At 59.9% G+C, this 15,185-nt stretch carries 11 protein-coding genes; all 11 read right to left on the bottom strand.

Translation table 11 applies throughout. The annotated features are described in order from the left end of the window. Positions 1-107 precede the first annotated feature (107 nt). The 11 genes from cadC to rseP all read right to left on the bottom strand — a co-directional run bounded on the left by cadC (position 108) and on the right by rseP (position 15,121). Positions 108-1,652 (bottom strand): lysine decarboxylation/transport transcriptional activator CadC, encoded by a 1,545-nt coding sequence (cadC, locus tag ACW5XD_RS22625; RefSeq protein ID WP_456496840.1) that lies wholly within the window; start codon positions 1,650-1,652, stop codon positions 108-110. Between the two features lie 378 nt (positions 1,653-2,030). Continuing rightward, on the bottom strand, positions 2,031-2,981 hold the full coding sequence (gene accA, locus ACW5XD_RS22630; protein ID WP_042867203.1) for an acetyl-CoA carboxylase carboxyl transferase subunit alpha: 951 nt from the start codon (positions 2,979-2,981) through the stop codon (positions 2,031-2,033). Between the two features lie 16 nt (positions 2,982-2,997). Then, the gene (gene dnaE / locus ACW5XD_RS22635) at positions 2,998-6,477 is read right to left on the bottom strand and encodes a DNA polymerase III subunit alpha (protein WP_456496853.1); all 3,480 of its coding nucleotides are present in this window, start codon (positions 6,475-6,477) and stop codon (positions 2,998-3,000) included. A 62-nt stretch (positions 6,478-6,539) separates the two neighbouring features. Then, the gene (gene rnhB / locus ACW5XD_RS22640) at positions 6,540-7,130 is read right to left on the bottom strand and encodes a ribonuclease HII (RefSeq protein ID WP_456496841.1); all 591 of its coding nucleotides are present in this window, start codon (positions 7,128-7,130) and stop codon (positions 6,540-6,542) included. Positions 7,131-7,211: 81 nt separating this feature from the next. Further along, on the bottom strand, positions 7,212-8,351 hold the full coding sequence (gene lpxB, locus ACW5XD_RS22645; RefSeq protein WP_456496842.1) for a lipid-A-disaccharide synthase: 1,140 nt from the start codon (positions 8,349-8,351) through the stop codon (positions 7,212-7,214). Continuing rightward, positions 8,344-9,135, bottom strand: coding sequence for an acyl-ACP--UDP-N-acetylglucosamine O-acyltransferase (lpxA, locus tag ACW5XD_RS22650; RefSeq protein WP_456496843.1), 792 nt, complete (start codon positions 9,133-9,135; stop codon positions 8,344-8,346). Before lpxA ends, lpxB begins: the two co-directional genes overlap by 8 nt. A gap of 5 nt (positions 9,136-9,140) precedes the next feature. Continuing rightward, on the bottom strand, positions 9,141-9,602 hold the full coding sequence (gene fabZ, locus ACW5XD_RS22655; RefSeq protein ID WP_456496844.1) for a 3-hydroxyacyl-ACP dehydratase FabZ: 462 nt from the start codon (positions 9,600-9,602) through the stop codon (positions 9,141-9,143). 24 nt (positions 9,603-9,626) lie between these two features. Beyond that, positions 9,627-10,646: a UDP-3-O-(3-hydroxymyristoyl)glucosamine N-acyltransferase gene (gene lpxD / locus ACW5XD_RS22660; RefSeq protein WP_456496845.1), complete on the bottom strand. Its 1,020-nt coding sequence runs from the start codon at positions 10,644-10,646 to the stop codon at positions 9,627-9,629. A gap of 3 nt (positions 10,647-10,649) precedes the next feature. Continuing rightward, on the bottom strand, positions 10,650-11,162 hold the full coding sequence (locus tag ACW5XD_RS22665) for an OmpH family outer membrane protein (protein ID WP_456496846.1): 513 nt from the start codon (positions 11,160-11,162) through the stop codon (positions 10,650-10,652). A 148-nt stretch (positions 11,163-11,310) separates the two neighbouring features. Further along, complete coding sequence (bamA, locus tag ACW5XD_RS22670; RefSeq protein ID WP_456496847.1) at positions 11,311-13,734, bottom strand: outer membrane protein assembly factor BamA; 2,424 nt, start codon at positions 13,732-13,734, stop codon at positions 11,311-11,313. Positions 13,735-13,768: 34 nt separating this feature from the next. Then, positions 13,769-15,121 carry a sigma E protease regulator RseP gene (gene rseP, locus ACW5XD_RS22675; RefSeq protein WP_456496848.1) on the bottom strand — a complete coding sequence of 451 codons (1,353 nt, stop codon included), beginning with the start codon at positions 15,119-15,121 and terminating at the stop codon, positions 13,769-13,771. Between the last annotated feature and the right edge of the window lie 64 nt (positions 15,122-15,185).

The raw sequence follows: 15,185 nt of genomic DNA on the forward strand, positions 1-15,185 counted from the left end.
GTTGAAAGGCAGGGGTATCCATGATGGTAGACCTCAAGGAGATGGCCTACTTCAAGATTAGCCTTTCAACACGTAATTGGGACAGAGCCAAAACAAAAGCTGCGGTGCTAGAAGAGCTTCACCTTGCTCTGGCCCAGCGCATTGAACAGGGCGGGAGTCAGGGTTTCCATGTTGCTGTAAAAACCGAGTCGCTGGCAGAGCAGATAGGTCTGCTCGGTCGCCTCCATCAGGAAGGCCTGACTGTAGGCATCCCCCGCCGCCTCTGGGCGGCCATCCAGTTCCGCCAGCTTGCCGAGCAGTATGTGATAGAGCACGGAGCGGCCCCGGCTGGCGGCCTGCGCCAGCAGGCGATTCGCCTGCTGCTGCTGGCCGCCCAGTATGGCCTGCAGGGTCAGCGCCTCCCACACCCGCGCCGGCAGCAGGCCGCCGTCCTGCACCAGACTGGCCAGATGGGTGCCTATCCCCTGCAGCCACTCACTCTCCGACTGACCAGCCAGGGTTGCCAGCGCTTCCCCCGCCAGATAACGCTCGGCCAGCAACAGCGGCTGATCCGGCTGGGTGGCGAGGGACTTGTCGAGCAGGTCGATGCCGCGCTTTAGCGCCACCGTATCCTGGCTGTTGGTGTAGTAGTGCGCCTCCATCATGGCCATCAGAGAGGCATCGTCGGTGGGCCAGCCCATGCCGGGCAAGGCATCCGGCTGATCGAGAGCGCGCAGCAGATCCTGACTGCTCGCCTGCAGTATGGCATGGACGTTGTGACGACTGAGCTGGTACTGGTGGCTGAACAGCACCCGGTTGGTATTGATGTTGCGGTATTCCAGATCCAGATAAGTGCCGCCGGGCTGACGGGAGACCCGCACGCTCAGCTCCTTGCCGGGCAGTATGCCGCCTATCAGGGTATTGGCGCCGTACTGCACCCGCAGCGGCGTGGCAGCCGCTACCTCCCCCATCAGGGCGCGGGTGATGCCATCGGCCAGGCGCACGTTCTCGTTGTCACCCTCCATGCCGGAATGAAAGCGAAACACCAGCAGGTTCGGATCCAGCATGGAGTGCACCTGGGGACTGGTGTGCTGGTAGCTGAGAAGGCTGACGATGGCAACCAGGATGACGGCCACGAAGATGTCGAAACTGATCATCTTCCAGCGGCTGCGGCCGTCCTGAGACCGGGTCGAGATGGCGCGGGTCAGGGGACCGGCCGGGAAGGGGGCCACACCACTGATCGTGTCGTCATCCTCGTCATCGGCAGGCGGGCTCGGATCGGAGAGGGTCGAGTCGAGCGCCGGGGCTGACTGGGCATCCGCCATCACCATAGAGACCACCTGCAACGGTTGCAAAGGTCGCACCGGCGCCACCAGCTTGTAGCCACGCTTGGGCACTGTGATGATGTAGTCAGCCGCATCAAAACGACCATCTTTGAGGATCTTGCGCAGCTCGAAGATGGACTGGGTGACCACCTGATCGGTGACCTCTGCCCCATCCCATACCTCGTTGATCAGGGAGTCGCGAGCAAACACGGTGCCGGCATTGCTCGCCAGAAACCGCAACAGATTGACCAGCCTGGGCTCGAGGTAGACCTCGCGATCGGGACGACACAGCATGTTGTCGTCAACGCTCAGGGTCCAGTCATGGATCTCAAAAACCGATTCGCTCATGATTCACTCGCTGCAGATGAAGACGATGCACGATGAGAGTGACGCAAGACCAGAGGCAGGCGGAACCGGGCCGGGCACTGAAAAAAAACCGTGCCACCGACACAGTGAACATGCCTGAGGGTCAATCCTGTTTACGTCTGAAGAGCATCCTTGCGGGTATTCCAATCGGGCCGATCGGAAGCGGCCACTTTAAGCAAAACGGGAGCGGGATCCCACTTTTTTTGGCTACTAACCGCCGCTCAGTTGATCCGACACGGGGGTTTTCGGCAAACATCGTGCCAACTGGTATCCATATGAAGAGTGCTCATCCCGGGCCAAAAAAAGAAGGCCCCCGCAGTGCGGGGGCCTTCTGGCATCATGTCGGGATGAAGCCAGCGTTTAGCAGTAGCCGTAGCCCATCAGGCGCTGGTAGCGCTGCTCCAGCAGCTGATCGGTCTCGAGCGGACGCAAGGCGTTCAGATCCTGCTGGATGCGATCCTTCAGGCGCTTGGCCATCAGCTCCACATTGCGGTGGGCACCGCCGAGGGGCTCTTCCACTATGCTGTCGATGAGTTTCAGCTCCTTCAGGCGCTGGGCCGTGATGCCCATGGCATCGGCGGCGACCGGTGCCTTGTCGGCGCTCTTCCACAGGATGGAGGCGCACCCTTCCGGCGAGATGACGGAGTAGGTGGAGTATTGCAGCATGTTGACGCGATCCCCCACGCCGATAGCCAGGGCGCCGCCCGAGCCACCTTCACCGATCACGGTGCAGACCACCGGCACGGTCAGACCGGCCATCACTTTCAGGTTGCGGGCAATCGCCTCGGACTGGCCACGCTCCTCGGCACCGACGCCGGGGTAAGCGCCCGGGGTGTCGATGAAGGTGATGATCGGCATCTTGAAGCGCTCGGCCATCTCCATCAGGCGCAGGGCCTTGCGGTATCCTTCCGGACGCGGCATGCCGAAGTTGCGCTTGATCTTCTCCTTGGTCTCGCGACCCTTCTGCTGACCAATCACCATCACGGGTTCGCCGTCGAGACGGGCGATGCCGCCGACGATGGCCTTGTCATCCGCATAGGCGCGATCGCCAGCCAGCTCGTCGAAGTCGGTGAAGATGTGCTCGATATAATCGAGGGTGTAAGGACGCTGAGGATGACGCGCCATCTGGGATACCTGCCAGGCCCCCAGATCGCCGAAGATCTTCTTGGTCAGCTCTTCGTTTTTCTTCTCCAGCCGGCGAATGTCTTCATTGAGATCGACAGCACTGTTGTGCTCACTCACATGACGGAGTTCATCAATCTGCGCCTGCAACTCGGCAATTGGCTGTTCAAAATCCAGAAAAAGACTCATAGGGCCTATAGATCCTCTAATCAAAAACCAATTCAACCCGCTCTCGTCCAAGCAGGACTCGCAAGTCATCTATCAGTTGATCGGTGGGCGTCACCCGCCACTCGGTACCGAGCGTCAATCGCACCCGGGAGCCGGGACGACGATAGTTTACCTGAACCGGACAGACTCCGGCACGGGCGGGTTCCAAAATCTCGCACAAACGCGGGAAAAAGCGATCATCAATCCGCTGTTCATCGAGGGAGATGCGGATTGCCCTGGCAAAACGCTCCCTCGCATCATTGATATCCAGTAATTCACGGGCCGACATTTTAAGGCCACCGGAGAAGTCATCAAAGCTGACCTGTCCAGAAACCACCAAAATACGGTCTTTTTGCATCAATTCTTCATATTTTTCCAGCGCCTCACTGAACAGGGTCACATCCAGACGGCCGGATCTGTCGTCCAGGGTGAAGATCCCCATCTTGTTGCCGCGCTTGGTCACCATGCTGCGGGCCGCGATCACCAGCCCCGCCGCCGTGGTCACGGTATCGCGGGAGGTGGGATGCAGATCGCACAGGCGACCGGACGTGTAGCGACGCAATTCGCCGCTGTACTGGTTGATGGGGTGACCGGTCAGGTAAAGGCCGAGCGTCTCGCGCTCCCCTTCCAGCCACACCTTGTCAGGCCAGTGCGGCACGTTGGCGAACGCCTTCTTGACGTCGTCAATCTCCTGGGTCAAGACCCCGAACATGTCGACCTGTCCCACCGCCTGCGCCTTGGCGTGCTGCTCGGCGGCGCGCATCGCCTCTTCCAGTGTCGCCATCAGGGCGGCGCGGTGCGGGCCGAGCCGGTCCATGGCGCCGGAGAGAATAAGCTTTTCCATCACCCGCTTGTTGATCTTCTTGATGTCGACCCGATTGCAGAAATCGAACAGATCGCGGAAGGGCCCGTCCTGATCCCGGGCGCTGAGAATGGCGTCGATGGGACCTTCCCCCACCCCCTTCACGGCCCCTATGCCATAGACGATGTGGCCGTCTTCGTTGACCGAGAAGCGGTAACGACCGGTATTCACATCCGGCGGTATGACGGTGAGCCCCATCCGCTGGCACTCGTCCACCAGGGTCACTATCTTGTCGGTGTTGTCCATGTCGGCAGTCATGACCGCCGCCATGAACTCGGCCGGGAAGTGGGTCTTGAGCCAGAGCGTCTGGTAGGAGACCAGCGCATAGGCGGCAGAGTGGGATTTGTTGAAGCCGTAGCCCGCAAACTTCTCCACCAGATCGAAGATCTTCACCGCCAGTTCGCCGTCAACGCCGTTCTTGACCGCGCCTTCCTCGAAACCGGAGCGCTGCTTTGCCATTTCTGCCGGGTTCTTCTTGCCCATGGCCCGACGCAGCATGTCCGCCCCACCCAGCGTATAGCCCGCCAACACCTGGGCTATCTGCATCACCTGCTCCTGATAGAGGATGATGCCGTAGGTAGGCTCCAGGATCGGTTTGAGACTCTCGTGCTGCCACTTCTCGTCCGGGTAGGAGATGGCCTCCTTGCCGTGCTTGCGCTCGATGAAGTTGTCCACCATGCCCGACTGAAGCGGGCCCGGTCGGAACAGCGCCACCAGGGCGATCATGTCTTCGAAACAGTCAGGCTGCAGCCGCTTGATGAGATCCTTCATGCCGCGGGATTCGAGCTGGAATACCGCCGTAGTCTCGAAGCGCTGCAGCAGATCGAACGACTTCTTGTCGTGGATCGGGATGGCGGCGATGTCGACCGGCGGCTTGCCCTCCTTGGCCAGGCGCGGGTTGATCATGCCGAGCGCCCAGTCGATGATGGTCAGCGTTCGCAGACCCAGAAAGTCGAACTTCACCAGCCCGGCGTATTCCACGTCGTTCTTGTCGAACTGGGTGACCGGGTGATTGCCGGAGTCGTCGCAATAGAGCGGCGCAAAATCGGTGATCTTGGTGGGCGCGATTACCACGCCACCGGCGTGCTTGCCGGCGTTGCGCACCACCCCTTCCAGCCGGCGCGCCATGTCGATGAGGTCCTTGACCTCCTCGTCCTGCTCGTAGAGCTCGGGCAGCTTGGGCTCGGCCTCGAATGCCTTGGCCAGCGTCATGCCCGGATCCGGCGGTATCAGCTTGGAGATGCGATCGACGAAACCATAGGCGTGGCCGAGTACCCGGCCGACGTCCCGCACCACCGCCTTGGCCGCCATGCTGCCGAAGGTAATGATCTGGGAGACCGCATCCCGGCCATACATGTCGGAGACGTGCTCGATCACCTCGTCCCGTCTGTCCATGCAGAAGTCGACGTCGAAGTCGGGCATGGAGACCCGTTCCGGGTTGAGGAAACGTTCGAACAGCAGGTCAAATTCCAGCGGATCGAGATCGGTGATCTTGAGCGCATAGGCCACCAGGGAGCCCGCGCCCGAGCCCCGGCCCGGCCCGACGGGAATGCCGTTGTCCTTGGACCACTGGATAAACTCCATCACGATGAGGAAGTAACCCGGGAAGCCCATCTGGTTGATCACCTTGAGCTCGATGTCGAGGCGCTCGTCATATTCGCCGCGCTTGGCGGCGCGAACCTCGGGATCAGGGAACAGGAAGGCGAGACGGTCCTCCAGTCCTTCCTTGGACTTCATTACCAGGAAGTCTTCGGTGGTCATGTCGCCGGTCGGGAAGTTCGGCAGGAAATATTCGCCCAGACGCACAGTCACGTTGCAGCGCTTGGCGATCTCCACCGTGTTCTCCAGCGCCTCCGGGATGTCGGCGAACAGCTCGGCCATCTCCTCCTGGCTGCGCAGGTACTGCTGCGGGCTGTAGCGACGGGGACGGCGCTTGTCCATCAGGGTGTAACCATCGTGGATGGCGACCCGGATTTCGTGGGCGTCGAAGTCTTCGGCGTTGAGAAACACCACCTCGTTGGTCGCCACCACCGGTAGCTCGAACTCGGTGGCGATGGCCACCGCCATGTGCAGGTAGACCTCTTCGTCGGGTCGACCGGTGCGCAGCAGCTCCAGATAGTAGGCGTCGGGGAAGTGGGTCTGGTAAAAGGCGAGGCACGACTCCGTCATCTGCCGGTTGCCCTTGAGCAGGAACTTGCCGACATCCCCCTCACGCGCCCCCGAGAGCACGATCACGCCCTTGGCATGCTCGGCGAGCCAGCTCTTGTCGATGACCGGACGCCCCTGCACGTGACCGCGCTGATAGCCACGGGAGATGAGCAGCGTGATGTTCTGGTAGCCGTCGTTGTCCATGGCCAGCAAGGTGAGGCGGAACTGCTCGTCGCCGAGCTCCTCGCTCTGCACCCAGAAGTCGGCGCCGACGATGGGCTTGATGCCCTTGCCGTGGGCGGCGCCATAGAAACGCACCAGGCCGCACATGTTCATCTGGTCGGTCAGCGCCAGCGCCGGCATGTTGTTGGCCGCTGCCGCCCCGACGATGGGCGCAATCTTCTGCAGGCCATCGACCATGGAGAAGTCGGAGTGGACCCGCAGGTGGATAAAACGGGGTTCAGCCATCGTCATACCCTCTCGTTGCACAGAGTGGCGTGCATGTCGTGATGCCGGCAGCTCTGCATGGTTTACTCGATCCCCAGTGCACGGCGCACCGGTTTGAAGCTCTGCCGATACTCGGGCAAGGGGCCACGCTCGGCCAGAATGGCAAGGTGCTCAGGGGTCGGATAGCCCTTGTGACGGGCGAAACCGTACTCGGGATGACGGCTGTCCAGTTCGGTCATCTCGGCGTCGCGGGTCACCTTGGCCAGAATAGAGGCGGCACTGATGGCGGCCACCAGGCTGTCACCCTTGACCACGGCGCGCGCCTCCATGGCTAAGGCCGGGCAGCGGTTGCCGTCGATAAAGACCAGATCAGGCGTCACCGTCAGTCCCGCCACGGCGCGCTGCATCGCCAGCATGGTGGCGTGCAGAATATTGAGCTCGTCTATCTCCTCAGGAGTGGCGCGGCCGATGGCCCAGGCCAACGCCTTGGCCTTGATCTCGTCAAACAGCGCCAGCCGTTTCTTCTCGGAGAGCTTCTTGGAGTCTGCCAGCCCGACAATGGGGTTGGCGGGATCCAGGATCACGGCGGCCGTGACCACGTCACCCACCAGGGGTCCACGCCCCACTTCGTCCACACCGGCAACCAGCCTGTCTTCGGGAATATCGATCATCATCTTGCAGCCTTGAATCAAAACAGGCCCCGCAGGGCCTGACATGGGGTCGATTAGCGCAGCGTAATCGGCCGCCCGGAAATATTATCTGCCGAGCAGGTCGGCCACCGCATCGGCGGCCTGCACATCGGCGTTGCAGCGAATGCGCTGGTGCAGCCGGGTGAAGGTGGCGATGAGCTCGCGGTTGTCGTGTTCCAGCAGCTTGCTGACCTCTTCCACCAGATTGTCCGGGGTGCACTCGTGCTGGATAAGCTCGGGCACCAGCATCTGGTCGGCCAGCAGGTTGGGCAGGGACACATAGGCGGTCTTCACCAGCCGCTGGGCCAGCCAGTAGCTGAAGGGCTTGAGCTTGTAACCCACCACCATGGGCTTTTTCACCAGCATGGCTTCCAGCGCGGCGGTACCGGAGGCGAGCAGTACGGCATCGGCGGCGATCATCGCTTCGCGCCCCTGCCCCTCCAGCAGCACCATGTCGAGATCCGGTGCCAGCTCGGCCTTGATGGCCATGAACTGCTCGCGCCGTTTGTCGTTGACCAGCGGCACGATGAAACCGAGATCCGGATAACGCACGGTCAGCCGCTTGCAGGCCTCGAGAAATACCGGTGACATGAAGCCCACCTCGGCGCTGCGACTGCCCGGCAGCACCGCCAGCCAGCGCCGGCCCGGGTCAATGCCCAGCGTCTGGCGCACCGCGGCCTGATCCGGCACCAGCGGAATATCGTCCGCCATGGTGTGGCCGACAAAGCGGCAAGGAGCGTCAAAACGGTCGTAGAAGGCTTTCTCGAATGGCAGGAAAGCGAGCACCATGTCGGTGGCAGCCTTGATCTTGTGAATGCGGTTCTGACGCCAGGCCCAGACCGAGGGGCTGACGTAGTGAACCGTCTTGATACCGGCGCGGCGCAGTTTCAGCTCCACCCCGATATTGAAATCCGGTGCATCCACCCCGACGAAGATGTCGGGCGGATTGGCGATAAAATGGCGCAGCAGTTCGCGGCGGACCTTGAGGATGCGGGGCAGACGGCCAAGCACCTCGGTGATCCCCATGACGGAAAGCTCTTCCATCTCGAACAGGGCCTTGACGCCCAGGGCCTGCATCCGCGGCCCGGCGATCCCTTCAAACTGCGCATCCGGATAGCGGCGCTGCAGTTCACGCACCAGCCCGGTGGCCAGGATGTCGCCGGAGGTCTCTCCGGCGACGATACCGATGCGAACGGGATCAGGCACGGATGATCCCGCGCTCGTTGTCCTTGAGGAAATCCACGTAGAGTTGAACGGCCGGTTCGCTGGCCGCCATCTCCATCAGCACGGGCAATACCTCTTCGATGGTCTTGCCGGAGCGGAAGATCTCCTTGTAGGCACGCTTGACGGCAGAGATGGCCTCGGGCGTGTAGCCGCGACGACGCAGGCCTTCGGAGTTGACCCCGAACGGCTTGGCGTAGTTGCCGGCCGCCATCACGTAAGGCGGGACGTCCTTGTTCAGGGCGGCGCAGCCACCGACGAAAGCGTGGGAGCCGACCCGACCAAACTGGTGGATCGCGGAGAGACCGCCAAAGATCACGAAATCGCCGATCACCACGTGGCCCGCCAGGGTCGCGTTGTTGGCGAAGATGCAGTTGTCACCGATGATGCAGTCATGGGCCACGTGCACGTTGACCATGAACAGGTTGCCGCTGCCAACTTTGGTCAGGGATTGATCCTGGATGGTGCCGCGGTGCACGGTGCAGTTCTCGCGAAAGACGTTGTTGTCGCCGATTTCGAGGAAGGTGCGCTCGCCGGCGTACTTCTTGTCCTGGCAATCCTCACCGATGGAGGTGTGCTGGAAGATCTTGTTGCCACGACCGATCTTGGTCGGGCCCTTGATCACCACATGGGAGCCTATCCAGGTGTTTTCGCCGATTTCAACCTCGGCACCGATGACAGAAAAGGGGCCGATTTCAGCCCCTTTACCGATCACGGCAGACTCATGGACGATGGCAGTATCGTGAATGGTGGCAGTCTGGTCGATCACGTGTATTAAACCTCGCGTTTTGCGCACATCAGTTCGGCGGTACAGACCACTTCACCATCGACGGTGGCGACACCGGTGAACTTGGCAATACCACGGCGCTCTTTCAGGAACACCACGTCGAGCACCAGCTGATCGCCGGGGCCAACTGGACGCTTGAAACGAGCGTTATCGATTGAGGCAAAGTAATAGAGTTCGTTGGGGGACGGCTTGCCCACCATGGTGAACGCCAGAATACCGGTGGCCTGCGCCATGGCTTCCAGGATCAGCACGCCAGGGAACACCGGCTTGGCCGGAAAGTGGCCCTGGAAGATCGGCTCGTTGAACGAGACGTTCTTGATGGCGCGCAGGGTCTTGCACTCGTCGCTGATCTCGTAGCTTTCCACCTTGTCCACCATCAGGAAAGGATAACGGTGGGGCAGCAGATCCATGATTTCCTGGATACCCAGGCTCTTCTTTTCAGTAGTCAAAACAGTACCCTATACCAATCGTGATTATTCTTGATCCAGCTTCTTCTCAAGCTTGCTCAACCGCTTGTGCATCTCTTCGATACGCATCACCCGGGCGGCGGTCTTGCGCCACTCTTTATTGGTTTGCAGGGGGATGCCGGAAGAGTAGACACCGGGCTCGGTAATGGGTCGCATCACCATGGCCATGCCGGTAACGGTGGCCTGGTCGCAGATCTCCATGTGCCCGTTAAAGACGGAGGCACCGCCAATGATACAGTATTTGCCGACCTTGAGACTACCAGCCATCACGGTAGAGCCCGCCACGGCAGTGCCGTAGCCGATCTCCACGTTGTGGGCGATCTGGCACTGGTTGTCGATGATGACATTATCCGCGATGCGGGTATCTTCCAGCGCGCCGCGGTCTATGGTAGTGCAGGCACCGATCTCGACCCGGTTGCCGATCGTCACACCGCCGAGCTGGGGGATCTTGATCCACTCGCCACGCTCGTTGGCATAACCAAACCCATCGGCCCCGATCACTGTACCGGATTGAACCAGACAGTCGGTACCCATGGTGATGTTGTGATAGAGGGTCACATTGGCCCACAACCGGGAGCGAGCTCCCAGTCGGGTATTCTTGCCAACAAAACAGCCTGGACCTATGCGCACGTCATCCCCCAGCACCGCGCCGGATTCGATCACCGCATTGGCTCCGATGGCCACTCTCTCGCCCAGTTGCACGTCAGCCGCGATAACGGCGCTCGGATGAATATCCGTGGCGGGTTGCGGCGTGGTGTCCAGCAGTTGGGCTACCCGGGCAAAGCCCACATAGGGGTCTTTGAGCACCAGAGCATTGGTGGGACAAAATGGCAAATCCGCTTCTGTAATGAGCACGGCGGTGGCCTTGCTCTGTTCCAGATAATGCCGGTACTTTTTATTGGACAGGAAGGTAATATCGCCCTCCCCGGCCTTTTCCAGTGTCGCTACCTTGCGGATTTCCAGGGTTCCGTCGCCATGGACCTGGGCCCCCAGTTGCTGGGCCAGCTGTGCGAGAGTGAATGCCATCAATTAGTTGCTCTTGCTTACCTGAGAAATAACCTGGGCAGAGATGTCCAGCTTGCTGGCGGCATACGGGGCGGCATTGCGCTCCAGCACCAGATCGTAACCATTGCTCTTGGCGATGGAATCGATGGCAGCCTGAACCTTGGTCAGGATCTTGTTGCGCTCTTCGGACTGACGGCGACCGTTGTCCTGTTCGAACGCCTGACGCTTCTGGTTGAACTCCATCTGCAGCTTGGCCAGTTTCTCCTGGTTTTGCTTCTTCTGCTCGGCGCTCATGAAGGCTTCATCCTTCTTGAACTTCTCGACCAGCTTCTGACCGTCAGCTTCCAGCTTCTGCAACTCACGCATACGCGGCTCGAATTCGCCTTTCAGCTTCTTGGAGACGGCTTCACGCTGGGGCAGCTTTTGGAATACTTCGCTCATGTCGACCACGGCGATCTTGGTTTCGGCCAAGGCGGAGCCCATGCCAGCGACCATCAATGCAAAACTCAAACCAGCTACTTTCAACGCTTTATTCACACTTACTCCTTGTTCCCTCATGTGAGGGCTACCTGATTTACCTGATTATGCAAGTGGTACCCGGACCGACTTGTTACCTGGTGAGGCACGCAAGCTGCGCGTCCCATCATTGAATCCCCCCACCACCAGGGTGGGGGTTCCTCCGTCCTTAGAAGGTACGGCCGATGTTGAATGAGAAGAACTCGGTACTGTCCCCCTCGTACTCCTTGAGCGGACGGGCAATCGCGAACACCAGCGGTCCCATGGGGGAGAGCCATTGCAGCGACAAACCGGCCGAAGCCCGGTAGTTGGTCGGATCCGAATAGTCAGTCAGATAGTTGCAACCACTGAAGCAACGGTTCTTGTACTGGTCATAGTCGAAGGTGGTATCCCAGACAGAACCAGCATCGATGAAGAAGCTGGTGCGCAGTTGGGGCTGATAGGTCTCGGACGCAAACGGCGTCGGCACTATCATCTCAAGGGAAGCCACCGCCAGAGCGTTGCCACCCACCGAGCTGTCGGTGCCCTGAATGACATCGTTACCGCTCAGGTTGTAGTAGTAGAGCGCCTTCGGACCCACGGTATTGCTCTTGAAGCCACGCAGGGTGTCGAAACCACCGGCGAAGTAGTTCTCGAAGAACGGCAACACGTGATCGTAGTTACCGTTGCTGCCGTAACCGTTGCCGTAGGAGGCTCGGGCCTTGGCCATCAGCACCCACTTGTGATCCGCATCGAACGGGAAGTAGTGCGCGTCTTCGGCGTTCAGCTTGAAGTACTGCAGATCCATGCCCGGCACGGTCACCTTGGCGTTGATGCGCTGACGATCACCTGCGGTCGGGAACTGGCCCTTGTTGAGGGTAGAGCGGGTCCAGCCAGCGGTGACGTCGACGGTATTGAACACCATGCGGTTGTCACCATCCTTGTTCTCGCTGTACACCTTCCAGAACTCATCCACCTGCAGATAGGGGTTGGGCTGGGACAGTTTGTTGTTCTCGACCCCGAGGCTGAAATCAAGCCGGTTGTTCTCGTTGACCGGGAAACCACTGGAGAGGCGGAAGCCGATGGTGGTGTTTTCATAGTCGACTATGTTGGCGTCGGCCGCACTGAACTGGTTGTAGTAGAGACGACCACCCATGCTGACCCCATCCACAGTGAAATAGGGATCGTTGTAGCTGAGGTCGACGCTCTTGGAGTACTTGTTGGTGCTGGCGGAGATACCGATCTTCTTGCCAGTCCCCATGAAGTTGTCCTGCTGCAGACCTGCCTGCAGGCTCAGGCCCGATTCGGTACCATAGCCCACACCGGCGTTGATGGAGCCAGCTGGCTGTTCCTTGACCTTGAAGTCCAGGTCAACCTGGTCGTCGCTGCCCGGCACTCGCTTGGTGTCCACCTCTGCGGTTTCGAAGAAGCCGAGGCGGTTGAGACGAGTCTTGGACTGCTCGACGCTGTCGGAGGAGAGCCAGGTGCCTTCCATCTGACGCATCTCGCGACGCAACACTTCGTCCTTGGTAGTGACGTTGCCGCTGAAGTTGATGTTGCGCACATAGACACGGGGACCCGGCTCTATGTTGACAATCAGCTCCACTTCCTTGGTTTTGTCATTGACCTGGGGGAAGGTGACCACTTTCGGGTAGGCGTAGCCGTAACGGCCGAGGAACTTGGAAAGCACCTCTTCGGTATGGGTGACCTGGCTGGCGGAGTAGATGCTGCCCGCTTCGATGGGGATCAGGCCCTTCATCTCGCCGCCACGGTCGATCATGTCGCCCTTGAGCTGAACCCCGGAGACCTTGTACTGATCCCCTTCCTTGACGTTCAGGGTCACGTAGACGCCCTTCTTGTCCGGAGTCATGGAGACCTGAGTCGACTCCTGGGCAAAACGGATGTAGCCGCGATCCATGTAGTAGGAGCGCAGGGTTTCTATGTCTCCGGCCAGTTTCTGCTTCTGGTAACGCTGGTCACCGGTGAAGTTCCACCAGGGCACGTCGTCTTTGAGGGAGAGCTGGGCCAGCAGCTTCTCTTCCGGGAACACGCTGTTGCCGACTATGTTGATCTGCTGGATCTTGGCCGCTTCCCCTTCCACGAAGGTGAACTTGAGGTCGACCCGGTTGCGCGGCAGCGGAGTGACGATGGCTTTGACCTTGGCGGAGTATTTGCCCACGCCGTAGTAGAAATCTTCCAGACCCTTCTCGAGGGAGCTCAGTACGGTACGATCCAGCGGGTCACCCACCCGGATGCCGGACGACTCCAGGCTCTGGGTCAGTTGCTCTTCCTTGATATCCTTGTTGCCTGAAAATTCGATGCTGGAGATGGTCGGCCGCTCCTTGACCGCCACTTGCAGCACCTGGCCGTCACGGTAAACCTTCACATCTTCGAAGTTGCCGGAGGAGTAAAGCTTCTTGATGGCGTTGGCCAGCGTCACGGAATCGACGGTATCACCGACCCGGATCGGCAGGTTCAACAGGGCGGCACCCAGCGTTACTCGCTGCAAGCCGTCAACCTGGATATCTTGCACCACAAAAGAGGCAGGGGCCGCCTGGGCCAGAAAACTGGCACCCAGCAGGCAACTCAACACCAATGCTTTTTTAACAGCCATTTTGTTCTTATGTGTCCTTGTTGATGCTCTGGCCTCAGAGGCGAGCGAAATCATTAAACAGCGCAATGCCCATCAGTAACATCAGAATGGCGGCGCCGATCCTGAAACCCACTTCCTGAATTTTTTCTGATACCGGCTTGCCGGTGACCGCCTCGATGAGGAAGTAGACCAGGTGGCCGCCATCCAGCACCGGCAGGGGAAACAGGTTGATGATCCCAAGGTTGACGCTGATCAGCGCCAGAAAACCGAGGAAATAGACCAGACCGTAATCAGCGCTGCTGCCCGCCCCCTTGGCAATGGAGATGGGGCCGCTCAGGTTATCCAGCGACACTATGCCACCCACCAGCTTGCCAATCATGTCAAAGGTCAGCGTAGTCAGGTCCCACGTCTTCTGGGCTCCCTGCCAGAGGGCTTGCAAAGGCCCATACTGTAACAGAATTCGATACTCATCCGGTAATGGAACCAGTTGTGGTGACAAGCCGACAAAACCGACCAGCTTGCCCTTCACTTTCTTCACATCCGGGGTCAGGGTCAGGGTCAGTTCACTGCCTGTCCGTTCAACAACCACCTGCAGTGGCTGCTCCGGAGACTGCTGCACCTGGAGCACGAACTGGGTCCATTCGGTGACCTCCTGCTCGCCCACCCGTTTGATGCGATCACCGACCTGAATGCCGGCCTTCTCGCTGGCACTCTTGGGCACAATGGCCTCAACCACGGGCAACACTTTGCCACCAAGGGGCACTATCCCAAGGCTGCCGATGGGGGACTCTTTATCGGGGTCGAATTTCCACCCTCCCAGCATGAGCGTCTTGTCGATGGCGTAACTGGTATGCGCCGCCTTCAGCTTGAGCTGCACGGATTCATCACCCAGGTGGCTGATGAGGGCATAGGTCACACTCTCCCAGTCACCGGTCGCCTCGCCGCCGACACCGACAATCTCCATGCCAGGCTCGACCCCGGCCTGGGCCACGATGGACGCAGGCTGTACCTCGCCGATCACCGGCTTGACGCTGGGTACGCCGATCATGAACATCAACCAAAAGGCGAACAGGGCAAACACGAAGTTTGCCATGGGGCCAGCGGCAACGATGGCCATGCGTGCCCAAACACTCTTGTGGTTGAAAGCATGCTGTTCATCACCGGGTTTGAGTTCATCAACCCGGCCATCCAGCATCTTGACGTAACCGCCAAGCGGGATCAGTGCCAGCACATACTCGGTGCCATCCTTGCCGACCCGGCGCCAGATGGCCTTGCCAAAACCGATGGAGAAGCGCTCGACCTTGACGCCACAGCGGCGAGCAACCCAGAAGTGGCCAAATTCATGGACCGCAACCAGCAGTCCGAGAGCGACAATAAAAGCACCGATATTCCACAACACGCCGCCCATCAGTCAGCCACCTCGATGTCATGCATGGTCCTATACCCAAAGGCAAGAATGAAGGCAGCACAAT

The organism is Aeromonas enterica, from assembly GCF_054052465.1.

What these genes read in the sequence shown, in the direction of transcription:
- cadC (WP_456496840.1), bottom strand. Translation starts at nt 1,652, where the DNA reads ATGAGCGAATCGGTTTTTGAGATCCATGACTGGACCCTGAGCGTTGAC.
- accA (WP_042867203.1), bottom strand. Translation starts at nt 2,981, where the DNA reads ATGAGTCTTTTTCTGGATTTTGAACAGCCAATTGCCGAGTTGCAGGCG.
- dnaE (WP_456496853.1), bottom strand. Translation starts at nt 6,477, where the DNA reads ATGGCTGAACCCCGTTTTATCCACCTGCGGGTCCACTCCGACTTCTCC.
- rnhB (WP_456496841.1), bottom strand. Translation starts at nt 7,130, where the DNA reads ATGATGATCGATATTCCCGAAGACAGGCTGGTTGCCGGTGTGGACGAA.
- lpxD (WP_456496845.1), bottom strand. Translation starts at nt 10,646, where the DNA reads ATGGCATTCACTCTCGCACAGCTGGCCCAGCAACTGGGGGCCCAGGTC.
- bamA (WP_456496847.1), bottom strand. Translation starts at nt 13,734, where the DNA reads ATGGCTGTTAAAAAAGCATTGGTGTTGAGTTGCCTGCTGGGTGCCAGT.
- rseP (WP_456496848.1), bottom strand. Translation starts at nt 15,121, where the DNA reads ATGGGCGGCGTGTTGTGGAATATCGGTGCTTTTATTGTCGCTCTCGGA.